The organism is Pseudomonas endophytica, from assembly GCF_001411475.1.
Lineage (GTDB): Bacteria > Pseudomonadota > Gammaproteobacteria > Pseudomonadales > Pseudomonadaceae > Aquipseudomonas > Aquipseudomonas endophytica.
In genome coordinates this window covers 36,300-58,325 of record NZ_LLWH01000198.1, presented here as the reverse complement: position 1 = coordinate 58,325, position 22,026 = coordinate 36,300, and the positions used below count along the sequence as shown (strand labels likewise).

11 protein-coding genes are annotated in these 22,026 nt (G+C 45.5%); 6 read left to right on the top strand and 5 right to left on the bottom strand.

Annotated elements, in window-relative coordinates; genetic code table 11:
* Positions 1–14: 14 nt before the first annotated feature.
* A complete protein-coding gene (locus AQS70_RS17905; protein WP_055104091.1) occupies positions 15–5,003 on the bottom strand; it encodes an RHS repeat-associated core domain-containing protein in 4,989 nt (1,662 codons plus the stop codon).
* 254 nt (positions 5,004–5,257) lie between these two features.
* Here AQS70_RS17905 and AQS70_RS17900 point away from each other — a divergent pair, with 254 nt between their 5' ends.
* The 5 genes from AQS70_RS17900 to AQS70_RS17880 all read left to right on the top strand — a co-directional run bounded on the left by AQS70_RS17900 (position 5,258) and on the right by AQS70_RS17880 (position 17,411).
* Positions 5,258–7,060: a molybdopterin-binding protein gene (locus AQS70_RS17900; RefSeq protein WP_055104090.1), complete on the top strand. Its 1,803-nt coding sequence runs from the start codon at positions 5,258–5,260 to the stop codon at positions 7,058–7,060.
* Positions 7,061–7,113: 53 nt separating this feature from the next.
* The gene (locus AQS70_RS17895; protein WP_055104089.1) at positions 7,114–9,468 is read left to right on the top strand and encodes a hypothetical protein; all 2,355 of its coding nucleotides are present in this window, start codon (positions 7,114–7,116) and stop codon (positions 9,466–9,468) included.
* A 73-nt stretch (positions 9,469–9,541) separates the two neighbouring features.
* A complete protein-coding gene (locus AQS70_RS17890) occupies positions 9,542–12,505 on the top strand; it encodes a hypothetical protein (protein ID WP_055104088.1) in 2,964 nt (987 codons plus the stop codon).
* A complete protein-coding gene (locus tag AQS70_RS17885) occupies positions 12,502–13,638 on the top strand; it encodes a hypothetical protein (protein ID WP_055104087.1) in 1,137 nt (378 codons plus the stop codon). Before AQS70_RS17890 ends, AQS70_RS17885 begins: the two co-directional genes overlap by 4 nt.
* A gap of 86 nt (positions 13,639–13,724) precedes the next feature.
* Positions 13,725–17,411 (top strand): RHS repeat domain-containing protein, encoded by a 3,687-nt coding sequence (locus tag AQS70_RS17880; RefSeq protein ID WP_055104086.1) that lies wholly within the window; start codon positions 13,725–13,727, stop codon positions 17,409–17,411.
* A 110-nt stretch (positions 17,412–17,521) separates the two neighbouring features.
* Here AQS70_RS17880 and AQS70_RS23670 read toward each other — a convergent pair whose 3' ends face one another.
* From AQS70_RS23670 to AQS70_RS17865, 4 genes are all read right to left on the bottom strand, one after another.
* Positions 17,522–18,175 carry a hypothetical protein gene (locus AQS70_RS23670; RefSeq protein ID WP_156355200.1) on the bottom strand — a complete coding sequence of 218 codons (654 nt, stop codon included), beginning with the start codon at positions 18,173–18,175 and terminating at the stop codon, positions 17,522–17,524.
* 228 nt (positions 18,176–18,403) lie between these two features.
* Entirely contained in the window at positions 18,404–19,075 is a 672-nt protein-coding gene (locus AQS70_RS17875; RefSeq protein WP_156355198.1) for a response regulator, read from the bottom strand.
* Positions 19,076–19,280: 205 nt separating this feature from the next.
* Positions 19,281–20,069, bottom strand: a complete 789-nt coding sequence (locus AQS70_RS17870) for an MlaA family lipoprotein (protein ID WP_055104084.1) — start codon at positions 20,067–20,069, stop codon at positions 19,281–19,283.
* Entirely contained in the window at positions 20,062–21,360 is a 1,299-nt protein-coding gene (locus AQS70_RS17865) for an alpha/beta fold hydrolase (protein ID WP_055104083.1), read from the bottom strand. Before AQS70_RS17865 ends, AQS70_RS17870 begins: the two co-directional genes overlap by 8 nt.
* A 233-nt stretch (positions 21,361–21,593) precedes the next feature.
* Between AQS70_RS17865 and AQS70_RS17860 the strand changes: the two genes are divergently transcribed.
* Positions 21,594–21,962, top strand: coding sequence for a hypothetical protein (locus AQS70_RS17860; RefSeq protein ID WP_055104082.1), 369 nt, complete (start codon positions 21,594–21,596; stop codon positions 21,960–21,962).
* Positions 21,963–22,026 lie beyond the last annotated feature (64 nt).

Here is a 22,026-nt window from a genome sequence, read left to right as displayed (position 1 = left end):
GAGTTATGTAATATCTAATAATCAGGCATGCTTCTTATGCCGGACTGAGTTGTAATAACTGGGACGAAATCTTCAGGTTTGGGCCACTCTCTAGCAGCTGTAGCAATTATAACCCGGCGCTTTTTTTTGATGCGAGGTCGTTTACTCGGCGCGGTCGATTGAGAAGGCGGTGTGTCTATGGCTTTAGGCCTGATGGTTTTATTAGGTCTAGGTATATTAATGATGTCAGAAACAACACTGCGTCCGGGGAGTACATTTAAAGCTGCGGACGATGGATGTGTAAGCTTTACTCCATCTAATGCAGAATCTACCGTACTTTCTACCGAACTCTGTATGGTTTCTGAAAGTTCATTCGCCGCGATGATCGCAGGCACTGGAGTAGTTGGAACTTCCCCGCCTATCCTAGCAGCCCCCTGTAAAGTCGAATCCAGGGTTCCTTGGGCTAGTTCACTAGCAGCACCTGCTGCGGCCTTAGCAGTACCTACCGGAAAAATCGGGATCAATCCGAGGTAACCTAAATTATCAAGGGTCTCGCTCGCTTTACCCCTGTTTTTCATTGCGCCCAAGCTCAAACCCGCGGTTATAATATCGACTGATATCGCTATCAGGGAAATTACAGCAGCTGTTCCTGTACCAAAAGTGGCTACCGTTACACCGGCGGTAATGGCTGTACTAACAGCAATAACAAGTATGCCGATCCAGTTAAACCCCGCAATTGGCTCTGTGCGAGCATACATAGGGTTGCCCGGATCCAATTGCTGCCCATAAGAGTAATGCCCGGTCGGGTCGCGGAATCGAAGGGGGTTGCCCAAACAATAAACATAGGGATTAACCCCGCCTACACTAAACGGGCTATAAGAATCGGGGCTATGAAAACGCTTAAGCGAAGGGTTGTAAGCGCGATACCCTTTACCCAGCAGGTACCAACCACTGCCAGGTTCACGAGCCTCTCCGTTGAATGCTAACAAACTGTCCAACGGCCAGTCCCCTGTCTCACCATAGGCATTGTAATTCGCACTAGTGATTGTTTCTTGCTGACAGTGTGCAATGACGCTTCTGTTGGCATCGGTCATAAATAGTAATGTTTGATCAGCATTGTTTGAACGTTGCTGACCCAATGCCCGATCCGTGTTGCGAAAGAGTTGGGTGTGAATGCTGTCCTGTAGAGTGCCCGCCAGTTGCAGTCCCTCATACATACGTAGGCATTCAGTTTCAGTTGTTTGTTGAGAAGCGATTAATTGATTATGGCTGTCATAGCGATAACTCGAAACAAGGGCACCTGTGCTTTCATCCTCTGCGCACAGCAATCGACCGAGGCTATCGTACTTCAGTAGGTTGCCAAATTCATCATTCAACTGATGACCGTCTTCATCAAAAGTGAATTCACAAAATGCTCTACCATCTGCAACATAGCGCGGATGGCTGTGGCTTACAGATTTTAGTTGGCAAGGGTCATCAGGATGGTAACTGAATGAGCAAACATCTTGCGAGTCATCATCAAAGAGGGTTAAAGACATAGTGATGTTATCTAAACCATCGAAGTCAAATATTTGCATGACAATTGCTTGACCATAGTCATCTTTAGGCAAGGATTCGCCCTTGCAGTAGTACTCTGTTAAGCGATTTCTAGAATCATAAGCAAAAGTTTCTTTCAGTAGTGTTTTTCCATCGAGCTGTAGATGCCGTGATTCGAGTAACCCTTGTATATCCCAGGTTTGAGTAATGATACGCAAAGGTTGATCGTTAAGTGACATGCTGCGTTTGACCTCACGGCCCATAAAGTCATATTCCAGCGTCGTCTGTAATACACTTTCTTCTGTCGCGTGTGTGTCTTTAGTCGTCGTGGTGTGCAAACGTCCAAATGGGTCGTAAGTGAAATTGGCTTCAAGTACACCTTGTACCATACGGCTCATACGGCCTTTATCGTCATATTGATAGGTGGTATTAGAAATGGCACTTGTTATGTCGTTGATTTTTTCAACACGGCTGAGCTGCCGCCCAAGTAGACTACTGGTAAGTAGGGTATGGATGACGTTGCCGCTGCGATCATTCCACGTTTCTTCTTTTAATTGGCAGGCGTCGTTATAGATATATTCTCGAATACCTTCGCTGTTAGCAGAACGAGTGAGAAGAGCCGTCGTTTTGTCGTATTCGAATACCGCGTCTTCTTCAGCTGTCGTGCGGACCGGTGAGTCGGTAAGGTTGAAGTTGTATTCATAACTGATTGGGACGTTCTTTAGCGTTTTGCGTTCGCTGACATGGTACTGGCTATCCTTGTAAGCGCGCGTTTCGCGACGTCTTCCAACAAGGGATTCAGTGATGCGATCTATTCCGTCATATACCAGCGTACCGAGCACCACACGAGATTTGCCGTTAGTGTCTACTTCAATTTTTGCAAGCAGGGTGTCATTAGTGTGAGCTGCATAGGTATGTTGCACATGGGTTAAATCAGGCAATAGGTTAGCGGTGAGTCTACTCAAGGCATCATAAGTGAAGTGAGTTTCATGCCCACGCATATCAATTTCCGTCACACAATTGCCTGCACCGTCATAACGATACTCGTAGAGGCCGACGATATTTTCATCTGCGTCAAACTGCTCAATGGCCAGCGGTTTACTCATTGCAGACAACCGGCTGCGTGTAAGACCTTGTTTAATAGTTGGGATACTTTGTGCTTGGGTCCACTGAGTGACTGTACGCTCTCTTAAACCATCACTGTTTCTTAAACCTATGGGGTCCATGACCTCATAGTGTTGAACTCCGTCGGGCCCAATTGTGCCGATGAGTTGACTCCAGTCGTCGTAGATGAAAAGAGTGGTGAGGTCTAATGAGTTAGACTCGTCAATCCAGTCGTAGTGGGTTTCTTCAATCAGATGACCTAGGCAGTCATAGCGAGCTGAATAAGTTTTGCGAAAGTCACTGGATCGTGATGCGCTGTTGGTGTTTAGTCGTTCTTTGAATATGACTCGGTTCGAACCATCGAATAAGAGCCGAGTCATGACACCCTGCGCATTCGTAATGATCTGTTCTGTGACTAATCCTTCGGCCACTGCCAATGAGTATGAAATGTTCTGAGTGGCTGCGAATTCGGTATTAGGCGCTATACATTCATATGTTTTACGCCCCAGGGCATCATATAAATAGACGGACTCGACACCATGTTCATCGCACAAAAATATGGTTTGCCCAGAGAGATAAGACGCCCGCATTAGCCAATGGCGTGATGTCGCGTCGGAATTGTTGGTGGTTGTTTGTCGTGATTCTAAATATGGCTGACCCTGTTCGTCAGTGCCTTCTGCGTATTCGAAATGGATATAACGGGCGTGCTGATTCACGTGGGTTGTTTGGCAGTTTAGTCGCCCATGAGTTAACAGGTTTTCGGGTGTGTCGTAGTAACTGAGTTCAATCATTTGTAACGGTATATAGATTTCTGTTTGCCGTCCAAAGGGGTCTAGTTCAGTTGTAACGTGTAAGCGTCTCTCTGAGACCTGTACTATACTGTCCGGGATTTGCGGATTAAGGGATTTAATGGTGTTATAACAATATTGAAATAATAATGTAGGGGCGTTGCCATAATCAGAAGGTGCAGGAATTATTTTTTTAGTTTTGAGAGAGTGGGTAAATCCTTCAGGGTGAGCAGGGCAGAAGAGATCGTCAGTGGGTTGACCTTCGCCTTCGGCTAAATAATAAGTGCTGACTTCCGATATGCCGTCTGCGAAAAGCCTGTAAGTTACATTCCCATGCATGTCGAATTCAAGCCTTTCGGATTCTTCACGCATCGTATTACTGTCAGAGTTCAAGTACCATAATTTGCTGATGATGCGTGGGCTTTGAAAATTTCGGGGTTGATCAGAAAAATTTCGATCCGGCCTAAGATGATAGAGTGTGTTAACAACGGATACGTTATCGTTTTGTTGAGTCAGTTCTTGTGTCAGTAGATGAAAGCGGTTGTAGGTGCGTTCAATTGAAATAACAGGTTCGCGCGCCGACATAATTGTTTGAATGGAGCCATAATTGTATTCGCCAAACACTTGATAAAGGTTATCCAAGCCATTGTCGAACCAGATTATGCCAGGCCCTTGATAGCCAAGAAAATTATGTTTGTTTGATGCATTTGTAAGAACGTAGCTGTAGTGCGTGACAATATCCGGTTGGCTTGACCCGGGTGACACAGTATGAGTAGTGACTCTAGGTAAACGAAGGTTTACATCAGCAGGATGGCCATGCCCCTCATCACCATAAACAATGGTTTCTTTAGCGCCATTCGGAGTAGTAACCTCAGAAATACACATGAAGTCTCTGACCATTTTGTACCTAAAGTGCCATTGCGCTTTATCTTCAGTGGGCAGGGTTATAAACGTTTCAAGGCTGCCGGGTACGTAATCCCAAAGGTACGTACAATTATAGCCATCAAGATAGGGGTATAGTTTAAGTGTCAGTGTTGTGGAGCCAATATCATTAACTTCGAAAAGTACTTGGTTCTCAGCGTCATACACACAATTTAATACATCGACAACGCTAGAACCATTAGCCCATGAGTCATAGGTCAGGCTCAGGTCGTGGCCTTGGGGCGTATACTGCTTCACCGGCATAGCTTGCGAACTCTGCAGAACAAGTATTTCTGTGAGCCCTGAGTTATGGGCAACTCGGTATGATGTGGGCGACTCACGATAAAAGTTGAAGGTGATCAGTTTCTGCTCTTGAAAGATAGCTTTAGGGCCGTCCCAATCAATGACTTTTAATGTTTCGCCTGTGTTGAGTGTCAGGATACTGGTGCCAATATTATAGTGTGACAGTTGCCATGACCAACCAGGCCCAAAGCCCTGATTTAGGCTGCTTAATGGGTTAAAAGTCAGTGACAGTGGAAGTGTCGGGCCACACAACCGATTCGCATTGATTTCCGGGATGCTAATGGTCGCAGTGTATTGGCCAGTGCGCGGATCAACTTGATGTTGAAGGAAACTTAAGAAGTTGAACGCATTTGAATGAGGTGTGGTAGCCATATTAGAAAACTCTGAAAGATTGGTTTAAGTGCGCAGTCTTAACCCCACCCCCCCCTATAAATGTGAATAAGGGCCTATGGCAGTAACTCGGTGTCGGGCTGCATTTTACCTAGCGTAGCACCAAAAAAAAAATCAGAAACCTAGTAGTTCTGCTAGTACTCGTGCGCTCTATTAAAGCGTACAAAGGCACTACAACAAGCCTCACATAGCGGCTTCAACTTTGAGTTATCTGGGCCATTTATTGGAGAAAAATAATGCGTAATCCTCTTCCCATGCCAGTGATCCCGCAATGGTTGGGTGCTGATAACACGATTGACCTAGATGCGCTCGGCAGCTTGGCTTTGGAAACATTTGTAGATGTTGAGGATCTTAATCTAGCGGATGGAACGTTGATTTATCCCAATTGGCGTGGATGTGGCGCTCTAGGTGACGGCTATGATGACGTTGATTCCGAGGTAGTCTTCGAAAACAGTAAACTTACTCCCTACGGCTTCCCCATTACATTTTCCAACGCAGAGTTAAAAAAACTTGATCAAGGGACTGTCTTTTATTCCTTTTCTTACGAGCTAGGCTCTGGCAACACCCGTAGCGAGGAGTCTTTACGCCGTTTTTTTTACGTGGGCAAGCGTGCTGGTTGGGTGCCGCTAATGTCGGTTGTGCAGATGAGAGAAGGGCATGACCTGCATCTTGATCCAGACGGTATACCGGAAGTGGGCACAGATTATACCGCCGTTATTCCCCCCTACGAAAACATGAGGCCAGGTGATGTGGTGATGTTCACTTGGGCTGGTTATGAACAGAACGGTACTTCGCTGCCACCACGCAATTTTAAAATTACGTTGGAGGATAAACACTTAGGTCAGGCGCTAGAGTTTATTATCACCAAAGGGTGGTTACAATTTATAAGAAATGGCCGAGTTGAGCTTAGTTACACCGTCACGTATGCCAATAGCGGAAGACCGGTGACGCAATCCCCCATGCAAATTTTGAAAATATCTGCTCCCGCAACTGATAAGCTTCCGGCGATTGTTATTCCTGGGGTTTCTAATTATTTGGACCCTGGGCAATATTTAAATGGTTTGGAACTTTCAGTTGATAATTACCCGGCCATGCTGGCCGGTGATTCAATTGTAGTATCAGCGATTGCGACACGCTTTGGCAAAAATAAAATAATCACTATAAACGTTGATCAAGCGATGGTTGATCGCGGATTCTTTAATGTGTTCTATGACTATGAATGGTTACACAGCAATAGCACCGTGGATGTCAATTTTAGTTATCAGTTCTCAAGAGTAGGTGCGAATGGTTCAAGCGTCTCACTTAAAGTGAATATCAATAAGGAGCGTAAGCTAGAAGACTACCCCAACGTGCCTGAAGCGACAGACGAAGGTGTAGGCTCGGGGGAAATTAGCGCTAGACTGGCTGTTAATGGCGTGAAGGTGCTTATACCGGATATTGTTGAGTTATTTGCATCTGATAAGACTCAAGTACGCTGCAATCAAGAAGGTCAATTGGGGTACTACCTGGGCGCTAGCGACGGAGCGAGTCAGCGCCAATTGGCCCTACCAATGAGTGCGGTAGCGCCTAATGTCGGTAAATCTTTAGCGCTTTACTATCAAGTTATAGTCGATGGAGTCGATGTGCCGCTGGTATCACCTGCCTACACACTGAAGATTGGCGAGTTACTGCCTGCAGACATTAATCCCATTGTATGCACTCAACCTAAGACTTCTGTGAATTTAAGTAAGTCAGCAGTGTTAGCTGCAGGAGGGGCGGAGTTTACACAAAGCAAGTGGCCGTATTTCTTACAAGGCCAACTGGTTAAAGTGCTTGCTACTGCGAACGGGCAAACTCATTATTTGCGCGGAACCTCAGCTGTTGGTGAGGCAGTGAGTGAAAGCGAGTCTGTGGGCGGGTATGTAATAGCTAAACTATCATCAAATATAGTTCAAGCACTAGCAATCTCTAGCGAATTGAGTGTGCGGTCTCATATCAGTTTGGATGGTGGGGAAAACTATATAATTACTGAACCTATAGAGCTAAACATTGTGGCGTAATGGATAGATTTTTTGAGCTGGATTTAATTCGATTTAATTGACGAGGTGGTAGTATGAAATCGTTAGCGAATGCAAAGTCTAAAATTTTAGAAAAAATGAAAGAAGGTTCTGTGACCGCTGAATGGGATGCGGTGGTGTCATATAATCGTGAGATGGCTAATCATGTATTGATCCAGGATTATGTTGATCAGTTTTCTAACAGTGGGTGGTATGCCCCGATCAATTACACTGCCCACCTTAGAGGTACGCAGGATAGACTAGATTTTGTTGATGTTGTACTCTCTGAACCCTTAATTTCTTTTGTTTCACAAGAGGTTTATATTAAACCCACGTTGCGAGTTACCTGGTTTGCTAAGAGTGGAACTATTATTAGTAGTCATGGTGATGATGTTAGATATGAGAATGTACTTAACCCATTAATGGGGCCTACATTAGTCGCGATATTACCAGTGTCTTCTGGTGACGTAGAGGAAAGTAAAGTTTATTTAGATATATCAGGTTCCTCAGATTTTGTATTTAATTTTAGTGCGGTGGGTGATGAAAATGAGCAGGTGGGAAGTCAGCTGCAGGCGTATTTAATACAAAAGCTGAGTGATGAGCATCAAAGGATAGTGATCAGTGAAATAGTAAATACAGAGGGTTCAATATGGAAGCCGGAGTCCTTTAAAATTGATGTGCTAGTACCTCCCGCACTCAGAGAGACACGTATGTTGGACGATGCAGTCAATGATGGGGCTGTGGTTGTGTCTATTGCACTTGAGGGAAGCTCCCCTGGCGGTGTACCGGTGGAACCACTCTATATGATACCTTCCGAGGAGGGTTTTACATCGGCAATTGTAATTAGAAACAAAGCACTTATGGATAAAATTATTCAAAAAGGCTTTGCTAAAATGGGGAATGAAATATCTGGCGCATCCACACTAGAACCTATCGCCCTTGGGAATAAAGAGTTCTACCAGTTGAAGGCAATCGATGGAGCAATCAAGGGGCCTAAAGAAATTAAATTCCCAGTAGACGATTTAACGTTTAACATATCGTCTATGTATCTGGCTATGGAATCACCCGGATTCAATGGTAGGTCGAGATTCACGTGCTCGATCATTGATGACAGTTTGATGATTGAGTGGAACGGCTATAAAGAATTTTCGATACAGTATGGCCAAGCCACTTATTGGGGGGAACTGAATTGGAAAAAGGAACTTAAGGGCAAGTTTTTGATCGAAGGTGATACGGAGGTTAGTTTAAGTGTTGGGGATGATTCTACAGGAAGTGTATTGCTAGTCCCGGTGGGTTTTATAGAGAACCAACTGCCGTATACAGTCCTTGATTATTGGAACGACATTTCCGAATTATATATTGAAAATGGAATTGAAGTAGAAATTGATGATGCGCTGCAACGTTTCGCTGCACATGTGCCCGATTTTAATACGTTCGCCTTGAATAATATACTCTTCAAAAATCATGATGTTGTTAGTTTAAAAGAGGCATACACACCTGGTGATTTGGTAGTGTTTGGAAACATCCGGCCACAGCTGACAGCGATTCAAATAGATGATCCCCTGCCTAAAGTTATCAAAGGGCAGACGTATCAATTCACTATCACCCCCACTGCAAGCGCTCCGCAAATCAAATGGGCAGTTGAACCATTGGCTGATAGTAAAGGGTTATTGGTCGCCAACTTTGGCAGTATTGATGAGCGTACAGGTCTCTATACCGCACCCGCTGAACTAGGAGAGGATGGTTTTCTTCAAGTAAAAGTTACAGCAATTCATGAGCAATCGGAGGCCAAATGTTTTGCGTTGTTGACAGTTAGTAATCAATCCATACTGGTTAGCCCGGAGATGTTCAAAGTCAGTTTTAATGCTGAATTTCCAGTCCGGGCGATGGCACATGATAAATCCCCTTTAAAACCGGTATTGCCTACTGACACGGATGGCAAAATAGTAGCCAGCGAGACGGAGATGAATGTATGGATTTACTCACCTGGACCTAGGCCTGCTCCATCCGTAGGCTATAAGCTTGAAACGATAGAATTTAAATCAGAGAGTAATGGTTCTACAAATACCGTCGTTGCATTGTGCCTTGCCAGCGGTTTGATCTTAATGAAGTATGACGTGGGTGATAAACCTGGAACTTACGAGTTTTATGGAGAGTCGGCTACAGGTAATAGGAAAAAGGGTAAATGGACATTGTTGGAAGGCCCGGGGGTAATAGACTATGAGACAGGTATCTATACCGCTGATCCGGAAGTGAGCGAGCCGCTCATCATTGTTCATGGTCTTTTTAATGATGGGGAGGATATTGGTGTCGACGTTTTCAAACTTGATCCCACAGGTAAATCTTTAGCGACCCTGATTCGACATGGAAAGCATCCGGGCAATATAGGTACACCTGGTGATGAGTATTAATAACACTCTTTGATGTCTGAGTTTTTTGGATTTATTAAAAATCAATACTGAGCTGTTCAGTGGAGTCACTATTATGTCTATTAATTCCCGTGATGCCCTTTTAGATTCTATGAAGGATAAGGCTAGTACTTGGGGGTGGGGTGCAATTACGGCCTTTAGTCGGGCGCGTGTTAATAATCTCATTGAGCAACAATTCATCGAGAGTTACAGCGAAGGTCGCTATTTTCCTTTTTTCAATGCAGAGTTTCAATTAGATAAAGTATATCGGGATGTCAAGATAGTTAACCTTATTTTAGGTAAGCCGCTATTGTCGTTTGAAAGTGCCGACTTGAACAGATCCAAGGTGACAGTGACCCTGAATATAGTCGGTGGTAGCTACAGTGAAATAAAACGAATCCCAGGCGAACAACCCGTCTTGAGTTCGTGGCATAAAATCAAGGAAACACATGGTTTCTATGTGAGGTTTGAACTTGATCTTTCTGTTACTCGCGGTGATATAGATAGGGTTGGTCGTGTTACCATGAATCTCTCGGGCGCTGATAAATTCAGCACCAATCTTGGGAGTATTGGTGATATTAATGATCGTATCATTGACCTTCTTAAAGGGCATTTAAACGAGCTTCCACCCCATAAAAAAATCTATACTTTGGGTGTGCTGGATTTGTCAGGCTATAATCCATTGACGCCAGTCCGGTTTTATATACGTACACAAAGGTCGCCGGCGAGCACGTTAAATGAAGCTGTCGATAAGGGTGACGGAGCAGTATTAGTATTTATTGATTTGGCAGGTAGCATGCCTGGCATTTCATGGCCAGGGAATGACTCTGATTTTAATTATTTTATTCCTGATGATCAAACTGACCAAGGTGAACAGTATTCTGCAGCACTGGTGATTCATGAGTCTCTTGTGTCTTCTGCCAACGAAGACAATATGCAATTACTCACGACCTTACTGTTTCCAGGGCAACATCACTTTGAAGTTATCTCAGAACATACTCCTCATGATAGAGTATTTTTTGGTAATCTAGCAACTAGTACAACGTACTACAGTGTTGAGCCAACTTTTTCAACTATTAGAGCAGGCACTCAGCAAGCGTTTAGTTTTAGAAATTCAGTCGGTCAAGAGGTGCCGGCCAGTTGGGAAGTGCGAAGTCTTAATAGCGCTGGCAGTGCAGGTGCAGGCACAATCGATAAAAACGGAGTGTACACGGCAGGCACTAGACAATACGTAGGTCAGGAGACCTTGCGGGTTGTGGTGACTGGTCGTTATTCACACGCCGGGAAGGATTATAAAGCGTCTGCTTTGCTGCTTGTGGCTTATGAAGATGTGTCTATTTCACCTCGGCTCTCTGAGCGACAAGTGGGTCTCAACCCCGCTGATATTGTATCGGGTGCTAGCAAAACAGCACTGCCTGTTCAATGGTCGAACCCAGAGCCCATCGTATTAACGGCCTCGGCTGCACACGATGACAAGGTTACATGGACTTTGCTAGATACAAACTACGGGTCAATACAGCTGGAAGGTAATGTTGCGTTATATACACCCCCTCAACCTAGCGAACTCTTAGGTTTGGGCTTGGTGGAGCAACGTATTATGGCTTACAACCAAACAACTAAACAGCAAATGTTTACGTCTATTTTATTGTCTTGGTACCAAGACGTCGCCCTAGATCCTCCATTTAAAGATAATGTGGCGCCACTTCAGGCAGTTCAACTAACATCGTCTTACACTGGCCCACGCCAGCCAGTTTGGTCGGTTCTCAGTGGTGATGGCGCTGTTGATGAAAATGGTTTATTTACCGCCTCGGGTTCTGAAGAACCCGGCGTAACTGTGGTGCACTTTAGTGTTGATTTAGGCGATGGAGATTTTAAGTCCGGGTACAGCGTTATTGAAACGACTGGGTTTGAGCCCACAGAGATGTGGACTGGCATCACGATGACGGTTGTGGTGGCCGATGGTAAAGAGCCAGGCGACGGCGTAAATGAAGGCACTGCTTATGCTAATGGTTTTCAGCAAATTCACCTTGTGGTAACCCTTGTAACCACAAATGGAGAGTTGACTCCTGAGGAAAAAGACAGTTTATCTGTTGTCATGGACGGCGCTAACCATCCCTTGCTGTGTATGGACACGAATGATAACTATGGAATTCCTTTCGGTAATCCAGATATTGAATGGGCTTATTCAACACAAAACAATATTTTCAGGTTTGTAGGCGATAGGCCACCCGCACAGCCCGTTGCAGAGGGAGCCCAAATGTTAGCTACTGAAACTGTAGATCTCTATGTAGTGGCTCGCCCTCAAGACATTGAAACAAAAACGTTTTACTTACGTTTAATAGATCGTGATGGCTTTAAACATGATTCAAAACGAGATGGGGATGAGAATTTAGGGAAAGTAAGGCTCAGTCTTCTGTCTCCGCCCATACTGAATCCGGCCTCTTATACATTTGAGAAGAGCAGGGTTTATACTGAGGAGGGTGGTAATCAAGATGAAAACGGTGAATATCCTCATGAATTTAATTACGTCACCATCGATTATTGGTTGTTGTCTTATCCGCCCGCACCGTTTTTTATTAACGAAATGGTTGCTATCAAAAGAGGCCTCACGCAGGCGAATATCAGTTTGTCGACGCTGCAATTTGAAAGTAATGTCTTAGAAGAAACAATGGCTAGTTTCACGGGGCAAGCAATTTATTTAGTAAACCAGTCTGAGCCTAAACTGCTTGAATTTGACCCCCGGTTGACTGTGTTACGGCCGGAGTTGAAAGATCTGGCGATAGTGCCTGGGTATAAGCCTAGCCCTGGGCAAGCAGTCATCAGTTTGCACCGGGTTGATGATTTTGCCTATATCACACGTGATAAAATTAACAGAAAAGATATGTACGAACCCCTTAACTTTCACTTTACTGATTATGACGGTAATTTTCACGGCGTTACGATTATGTTTGACGTCGAAACGAATCCATATAGTCGAAATAAGTTGTTGCTAACTACGTTTCTTCAGGATCCAGTCACGGGCGAGGTGGTTAAGTCATGATTCGTTCAATCAACTATTTAAACCGTATGTGTCTAGGCATCTTTGTAGGCTGTACAAGTTATGTACTGCTGGGCTCAATGGCTTATGCCTCTACTGCCGTGACGAAGTTGCCGGAAGATACGCCGAAAATTATAATTTATAATGCTAGGGACGATGGCCAGGGAGATGAAAACTGTCAAATTCCAATTTTAAAGACAGAGGTGGATTTTAAAAATAACACCTATGGTTGTGACAATGATCAAGCGTATTCTTTCGAGCTGAAGAATGTGCCCTCTATGACTAAAATATCGTTCCTCTCTGAATCGAGTTGCGATCTAGATGATGCAGATGCGGATTGGATTTTCAATGTCATTACAAGGAACAAGAACACTTCTGTCCCTCAGTTATTTCTGCAAGGTTTTAAGGCGAGTCTGGACATAAAGCTTGCCAATCCTGAGCGGCATGTAATTCTAGCTCCAGGGTTAGAATTAAGCGGCGGGCTATTTAACCGATATAATATTGAGGGCAAGTTATCTTGTGTTCGAATTGAACCCTCTACACCGGATCTTTCAAGTAGTACTGGTGTTTCGACTCAGGTGGGTGCAGCTATTAAAACAGCTGAACCTACTGGCTCATCTATAAACACTGCTAATGCCTCATCGTATATTAACTTATGGGGCAAACACCCAGATCAAGGTGGAGATGGTATATTGGATTGTACGATTCCTACCTGGACTAAGTATACCCATCGCTTTCAAATATGGACGGATGAGAATGGTTATTCGATGAGTCCGACTAATCCGCAGAAGTGCCCGAATGATGATGTTTATGCGATGCAATTTGTTAATGTCGCTTCGGGAACCCTCATTTATTTGTCTTCAGAAGCCGCCTGCTACAAGAACCGTGAGGATAATCATACCCCTGACTGGACAGCATTACTGAAAGTCACCAACAAAACCACCACAATAGCGCGAGTTGAAATTACTGAGCTGTACGAAGCTGACGTAAAAATTGGTAAACCTCTACCGGTTGATATGAATGCGGCCGGTCTAGTACTGGTGGATAGAAAGTATGTTCAAGGCAATATAAAAGGAAAGCTCTCTTGTATTGAAATTACTCCTCCTACACCGGATCTGACAGCTTCAGTTAAATAGTCAGTCTATTCAATAAATCTTTACTAAATCTAATAGGGTATTCGGAGTGTTTGAATACCCTTCCTTTTTTATCTTGGTGAGCGCTCATGGCTACGTCAAATGCGGTACATTCAAATGCGTTTAATTTTATGAGTTATTTAACGGGAGGGGTTGATCCAAGAACCGGACAATACAGTGTTGCTATAAATTTGCCTGATCTAAACACCAATGATCTGATGGGGCCGATGGTGCCATTGTCTTTGGTATTCAGCGCGCTGAATATGCGTGATAGCGGCTTTGGCCCTGGGTGGAGTTTGCAACAAACCGAATATAACCTTGTTAATAAAGTCCTGTCATTGAGCTCCGGTGAAACCTATAGAGTTACCGGTGCGACTGATAATGGTCAGTTGGTGATGGATGAAAAAAAGCTCGATACTTTTCGCCTGTACAAGGAGGGTGAGCAGTATAGGGTTGTCTATAAGTCAGGTATCACGGAGATTTTGCGCGTCTATGGTTCTTTAGCATTGCCGGTCAAAATTTACAGTCGCGAAGGACGTCAGGTAAATTTAAGCTATCTACCGTACAAGGATTCATATTTACTCTCTGATATCAAAGATGGGCGAGGAGAGACTTTGCTCGATTTTGTCAGAGAGGATGGTACGCTGTTAGTGAGATTTTATCCTTACTCAGGAATAGACGGCTCGCCTTTGGCTGTCTATAAGATGGTCTATCTTGCCGGTGATTTGCAGACAACACTTTTGTTGCCGACTGAAGACAATGCGCACTGGTTATTCAGGTACATCAACGTACGTGGGTATTATTGTATTAGCGAAGTTGAGACTCCTACGGGTAGCCATGAAACGATTTACTATGAGGACGAGGGACATCAACATCCCGATGCTAATTCTCCGAACCTGCCGCGCGTAACCAGGCACCTTGCGGACCCTGGCTGTGGTCAGCCGGTTATCGAAACTGTCTATGGCTATGATTTACCAGCTCCAGAGCCTAAAACCCACCATAACTTTTTAGGTTTTGGTGCTCCAGGTTTAATATGGAACAACGAAGGTATTGATAATCTTTACCAAGTGACCGGTTATGATTACAGCACGGTCGAATACTTGATGTCTGAGGGGCGTGAGGTTCAGCGTACGGAGCGAACATTCAACTCCTTTCATTTACTGACGGAAGAGTCTACTACCCAAAATGGAGCTCTCAAGCGTGTCAGAACTACGTATCACGCGCGAGACGTTGACTTTGAATCTCAGCCCAATAATTTTCAATTACCTAAAACAGTTGAAACGTTCTGGTCGCTCAACGGGGCTGGTCGTTCAGAAGTAGTAGCGACTGATTACGATGAATACGGGAACCTGGTCCGGCAAGTCGATGCCAACGGTGTGGCTGAAATCAGTACGTACTATGGGCTTGAAGCAGAGGATGGATGTCCGGCTGACCCCGAACAATTTGTACGTAATTTAAAAGAAACCTTGGTAGTACCGGCAGACAGTGAGTATGCGGGTGCACCTACGCTGGCTACCCGTTATCGGTATATCCAATTTGCCGGGCTGGATCCCGCACATGCAGATTGGTTGAGCGTGGAGAGTGAAACATTGCTTGAAGTGTTTGGCAGTAATGAGCGCACTCTTCAAACGAGTCAGTACCATTATTATGATGATCTGGACACTCAGTACCTATATGGTCGTGTCAATTACCAAAATTTAAATTTCTCTGTGTCTTCAGAATCGCCTGAAAAAGATCGCTGCTTTTTAATCGACTTTGAATACTCATTGGCCACAAAGAGTTTTAGTCTGGCTGCTGAAACGGTATTGCACACCATCACAACGACAAGCAACAACTTTGACCAGGCAATAAAAGTTATCACCAGTGAAACCTCTCTGATACATGGTCAATCATTATTGGTGAGTGATGAGAATAACGTCACTGTCCGATACACCTATGATGTACTGATGCGAGTGGTGAGTGAGGTCGTATCGCCCGATGATCCTGAATATAGAGCTGAGCGGGTTTACGCTTATACTCTCTACACCCCAGGGTCTACTCTTTATCCGACTCAAACCACTACCAATGTCAAGGGTGTAAAAACTCAAACGTTACTGGATGGCTTCAATCGAGTAGTCGGCGAAAAAAGACAAAATGCTGATGCCGAAAATCGTAATTTATCCGATCTTTATCGGGATACCTATACTGCTGACTATGATGTTTTTGGACATGTAATTTCGGAAGTTGAGTTTGACTGGCTCGATGACACTCGTGCTCTCGAACTTAAGACTACATTCACTTATGACGATTGGGGGCAGCAGTTAACTGAAATTCGTCCTGATGGGGTACAGGTCAATGAGTCTACCAATCCAATTGGTACTGCTGATTGGAAAGGTAAAATTATAACATCCTGGAGTGCAGTGTCAGACTCATCGGTGTTTTATGACTATACTGTTACTAAAGTAAATGTTTTTGATAAGCCTGTAACCACTGACCGCTTTGACGGGACAGGTGAATTAATCTATAGCCGGGATGAAAGTTTTTACGATGGGTTGGGGCGTCTTGCTAAACAAGTGGATGCCAAGGCTCGTGAAACGCTGTACACATATGATGCTTACGATCGCGTACTCGAGACAACACTTCCTAATGGCGTAAAGGTCGTGAGGGAGTATGCGTTGCACAGCAGTGAGGATTTACCAACCCAAATTAGTGTGGCGGAGCGTATATTAGGTACGCAAAGCTTTGATGGTCTAGATCGTCTCTCATCCTCTGTTATCGGTGGCCGCAAAAAGGCGTTCACTTATAAACCGGGTGAACTTCAACCGTGCAGTGTTACTACTGCGCGTGGACAGACCATTGAATATAACTATCTCCCTCAGTTAGGGGAAGAGCCGATTGAGCGTCGATTCATCAACGAGGACGTTAATGCTTATTACGTCTATGACTCAAAAGACGCACGGTTGTGTGAGTGCAGTGAGGATGGACAGTTCTTGGCACGGGAGTATTTTAGTACTGGGGAAGTTAAAAAAGAATCGGTTTCTCACTCAGGTAATCCACCCTTAGAGATGAGCTATAAATACAGTTTGAAGTCGAGACTGCTCTCTTATACCGATGTGTTAGGTCAACTACAAACCTATACCTATAAACTTGAAGATGCTGGAAGAATGTCGCGTACGGAGTTAGGCGATACCGCTTCAGACTTTACCTACAATAGTTTGGGTTTGGTAAAAAGCATCTATACCGTTGATTGCTCATCGAGTCGTTATGTCAGTATAGCCCTTGAGTATGATGTGTATGGGCGTGAAATTTTACGAACATTCGATCTTAACGGTATCGAGCAAATCCTCAATCAACAATACGATGAGGTGGATAACCTTGTTTCAAGAGTCTTGAGCGAGGGCGATCAAATCATTAGAAGTGAAAAATACTTTTACGATACATGCAGTCGCCTAGACATGTATGAATGTACGGGCACTCAACCACCAATAGATCCATTTGGTAGGCCGATTGCTATGCAAATGTTCAGCTTCGATGACCTGGATAACATTACTGAAGTTAGGACTTCCTATGCTGATGGTGGCATGAGCGTTGCTGAGTACCATTTTAAGTCGATTGATCCGGTACAATTAACTAGTTTTTCATATTCAATTGACAATGGCACACCCACGGTTGTTGAGCTAGTTTATGATGCCGATGGAAATATGGTAAGGGATGAGGCAGGACGCATCATGGAGTACGACGAACTTAATCGCTTAAAGAGTGTCAGTGTGGGGGGGCTTAATTGTCTGTCGATATAATGCTATGACTTAAATCGAAAGTTTGAATAGTCCGAGAAAGGTCTTGCCTCTCTCGGATTATTTTGTTAATCATTAATTAATGGGGTCGACTAGTATAGTGTTATTGCTTGTTAATCGGTTCCGCGAACATAGCCGCATTGATAAATCGTATCTCGGTTTTCATCACAAGCACTGCCGGCGCCTCCTGTGCATAAATGTGCGCGTCTAATAAATGCTTGCCCATTCGTGCATACATAAGCATGATCTGACTCTTTAACTTTATGTTGAGTGCCGGGTGTTAATTTTTTAGCCTCGCCATTTATTTTCAATACGCTACAACGATAGGTTGTCCTGCCATTTTCATCGCCTGTATGTCCTATTCCGGTTAAAACTTCACCGTCCGGACATGTGTAATCGTGTCCTACATGGTTGCCATCTTCATCCTTTCCTTCGTACTGTTCTGGAGACCATACTCCATCGTGGTCAGGGGTATTCGCTATTCTTGCGGACAATGTGCCCACTTCCCCATATGAAATAAAAGGCATGCACCTCATATTTATACCTTCGTCTTCGTCCCCATAGTGTGCCCTGCCGGTCATTGCCATATTAGTTGGGCATTTATAGGTGTAGTCTTCAGCCCCTACCTCATCTGACCAGCCATTCTCACCAGGAGTAACAACTGGTCCAGCTGCAAACACAGAGGTTGATAAGCTCGCCGCCATGGCGGCGACAATTAAAAGGGATGCGGTGGGAAATACTGCTTTTGAAAAAAATCTATTAGCCATTTTTAATATCCTTGCAGTGACGTTAGGTGGGCAGCCGATAGATATCGGTTTCACGACCTTACGTCGAAAGCAAGCGATTCGATACTAGTAGTTCTGATAGGTTTTGGCTGTTTTTCGCGTGGTGTCTAGGAGGTTTGCCTTATGTTAGCAAGCCAGTTGATAAAAATAGCAGCCTATGTGCGATGTGTGCTGATTTGAAGTGTTTGCTGATAAGCGTGTTAAGACATGTTAGGGGTTAACTTTCTTTTCAGCATCTCTTGGTTCACTTTCACTGTAGATACCCTGTTTTTGCATAGCACTACGTTTCTGTCTACTGATCGTTTTTTCGCTGCGGTTGAGCCGTTTGGCTATTTCTCGGCCTGCAAGCCCTTCGCCAAGCAGTCGTATGACTTCATATTCTTTTGGTGTTAGTTTTAATTGCCTGGGTATGCCATTTTTTATGTTCTTAATGTTGCTTTCCAAGCTCGGGCTTAAATATTTTTCACCTTTTAGTACTGAAGTGACCGCTTGGCTGAGCTCATCAAGGGGACGATGTTTATCAAAAACCCCCCTAACACCTGTTGTGAGTAGGTGCTGCATCAGGAGATTGCTTCTTGCCATCGTCATCACCATAATTTTGGTGTTTTTATAATTGCGATGTATGTAGCTAATTAATGCAAGACCGTCGGGTTGCCGGCAGATGGGCATGGAGTAATCTGTGATCAGTAAATCGCAGGGTTCATGCTCTAATTGAAATATGAGTTCGGCAGGGGAGGATGCTTGCGCAACAACACTCAATGGCAACGTTGTAATAGCCTCCAGTGCCATGCGTGCTCCGAGTAATACCACTGGGTGATCATCAGCAAGGATAATACGTACAGGCACTTGGGTATGTGCCGACACGGATTGAATAAAAGTCACGATGTCGCTCTTTAGGTGGTTAAGAGAGGGCCGAACGTTAACAAGGCGTAGCCTGATCTGATGTAGGAAAGTTCCAAATATCTCGAGTTATAGGTTTTATAAAAGGTTCTTTTTAGCTTAAAGGTTGTAGGGTTTCCGGCAGTGTAGCAGGCAGGCTGGAGTAAGAAAGTTCAGAGCTGCTCAGCCTGCTGTGCTAGGTAGGTGTTTATTCTGCAATCTGTAACTTACGCGCCTCAGTATAGATATAGCGCAACTTGTCATACTCGAACGGCGAGTCGAACTGGCCATATTGGAAACTTGTGTTGTAGCGTTTATCAATGGCTTGTAAGAGCCAGATTTCCGGATGCTGGGTGCTTTCACGCGGCACGTGGAGGAAGTTGATTTCTCGGTTGGCGCCGTAGTCAACTACCAAACCGGTGGTGTCACGCAGGTTGGACGGGCCTAAGATTGGCAGCATTAGGTAGGCCCCGCCCGGCACACCGTAGAAGCCCAGTGTTTGGCCGAAGTCTTCGCTTTGGCGCGGCAGCCCCATGGCGGTGGCTGGGTCCCACAGCCCGCCAAGACCTAATGTGGTGTTAAACAGCAACCGTGCGGTGGTGGTCATTGAGCGCTCGCCCTTGAGTTGCAGCAAGCTGTTGAACAGGTTGGGCACATCGCCCAGGTTGTTAAAGAAATTTGTCACGCCGGTGCGTACAAAGCTGGGTGTGACGTAGCGGTAACCGTCCACCACAGGCAAAAATACCCACTGATCGAAGCGGTAGTTGAAGTGGTAAATGCGACGGTTGATTGATTCCAGCGGGTCATAGACGTTGAGTGCGTCCATGGTGGCGCGCTCAAACTCACGTTGGTCTAGGCCCGGGTTGAACTTGAGCAGCTTTAGCGGTTGGGTAAATCCGTCTTCGTCAAAGGTGCGCGGGTTAACCGACTTGCTGTCGTCGGCTTGGGCGTAGCCGGCGCTAAGTAAGGCAGCGAGAAGCACGAGATGTTTAGCCACGGAAAAACTCCAGCATGTCTTTAGCGTTGACGCGGTAGTTAAGGTTGCCGCAGTGACCGCCGTACGGGTAGACAGTCAAGCGGTTGCCGAAGGTTTGGCGTAGAAAACCTAGATCGCCAGGGCCAAGGATGATGTCGTCGGCATTGTGCATCACGGCAATTTTAGGGCTGTTCTTTAAGTAGTCCTTTAGCGCGTAGAGGCTGACCTGGTCAATCAGTTGCAGCAAGCTGCCGCCATCGGTGCGGGCACGCCACATCGGGATGACTTGTTCGGTGAGGTAGCAATCGAAGTCGCACTGCAGTGAACGCTTGAGGAACGGCGTCAGGCTGGTTCCTTCGGTGATGGGATAGTTGGGAGGGGTAATCAGGCCCCGGCGATTGATCAAGTCTGAAGTGAACACAATGTCGGCCGATGAGAACCGGAATATAGTGCCGATTAGCATCGCCATTTGTTCGTTGGTCAAGCGCTCCTTGGAGTTCTGCAAGTCGTAGACCAATGCGGCATTAAGGTCGACGTAGCCTTTTTGCTTGAAGTACTCAGTGAGTTTGTTCAGCACCAGTTCGTAGAAGGTGGTGCTGTTGTTGACGCCTTTCACTTCGGTTTGTACCAGCTTGTCCAAGTTGCTGATGGACGTATACAGGTTAACCGGGGGGTTGAGCATCAGCACTTTCTTGAAGTTGAAACTTTTGCGGGTTTCGTCCAAGTGGCTGACGAAGGCCGCGTCGAGTGCGCCGAGGCTATAGCCCGCGAGGTAATAATCGGTCACAGGCACGTCGGCCTGCTGTGCGCGAACGGCTTGCATCACGCGATACAAGTCTTCGGCATCGTATTGGCTGATGCCGGGTGTGGCGTAGCGTGATGCTGCGCTCATAAAGTCATAGCTGGTGGGCGATGACAGTTGCACAACATGGTAGCCCGCTTGATAAAACAGCTTTTTCAAGAACTCGTTGAGGCTGCTGTCATAAGGAGCACCGGTGCCAGCGATCAAAAAAATCAGCGGGGCAGGGCGGTCTTGAGTGGCTATTCGGTAGGTGAGTTTTTTTACCGCCCAAAAGTTGGCCGGTAAAGTGAACTCACGCTCTGGGCGCATCTGCAGGGTGTAATCCGACTGGTGAATGTCTTCTTCATTCGGAAGCAGCGGACGCATTTCCGGTGGAGTGGTTGCAATGGTGGCTTCAAACGGATTTTTGAGAGGGTAGCCGTAGGTTGCTGGGTCGACATCGACCGCCTGTGCGGACGCACTCAAAATAAGGCCGCACAGCAAGGCGGCAAAGGGTAGAGAACGAAGCATGACGACTATCCCTAATAAGGTGCGGAAAAAGATTCGCAGGCTATGACCGCAGGACTACAGCCGAAGTGCCATTTTCTGACACTAAATAAATCCCTTGGGCAGCGAAAATCAGGCAAATAACTACAAGAAGATACACGTTGGATGACTTTAGTGAACAGTTATCTGATTGCAAGGCTTGCATCGCTACAAAGGGCGATTAAGCTGGGCGCCGCTTTTACCTATTGGAGTTTTGTATGCGCATTGGTTTGCCGTGGGTCTTGCTGCTCATTGCTTTGGCTGTGTGGCTGGCAGCCAGTTATGGCTTGCGTTACGGCTTTATGGAGGACCCGCAATGGGTGGGCGCGTGTGCTGCGCAGGCTGAGCGCTGGGAGTGTGCGTTACGCTCGAACCTTGGATGGTTGATTCACTTCAGAGTGATGGGGTGGGCAGCGCTGATCACTTCGGTGATTGCTTTTTGTGTGCCGGCACGCTTAGGCGCTGCGCTGGCGGTGCTAGCTTTACTGTTTGGTCTGCCAGCATTGGCGTTATACAACGCCAGCCTAGCGGTGTTTGCTGTGGTGATAGCAGGGTTGCGCTTAGTACGAATGCGTAAGGTGAATTGAGCTGTAGGGGCGAGCTTGCTCGCGATCTTTTGATACTTTAAAGATCGCAGCCGTCGTACCTCGG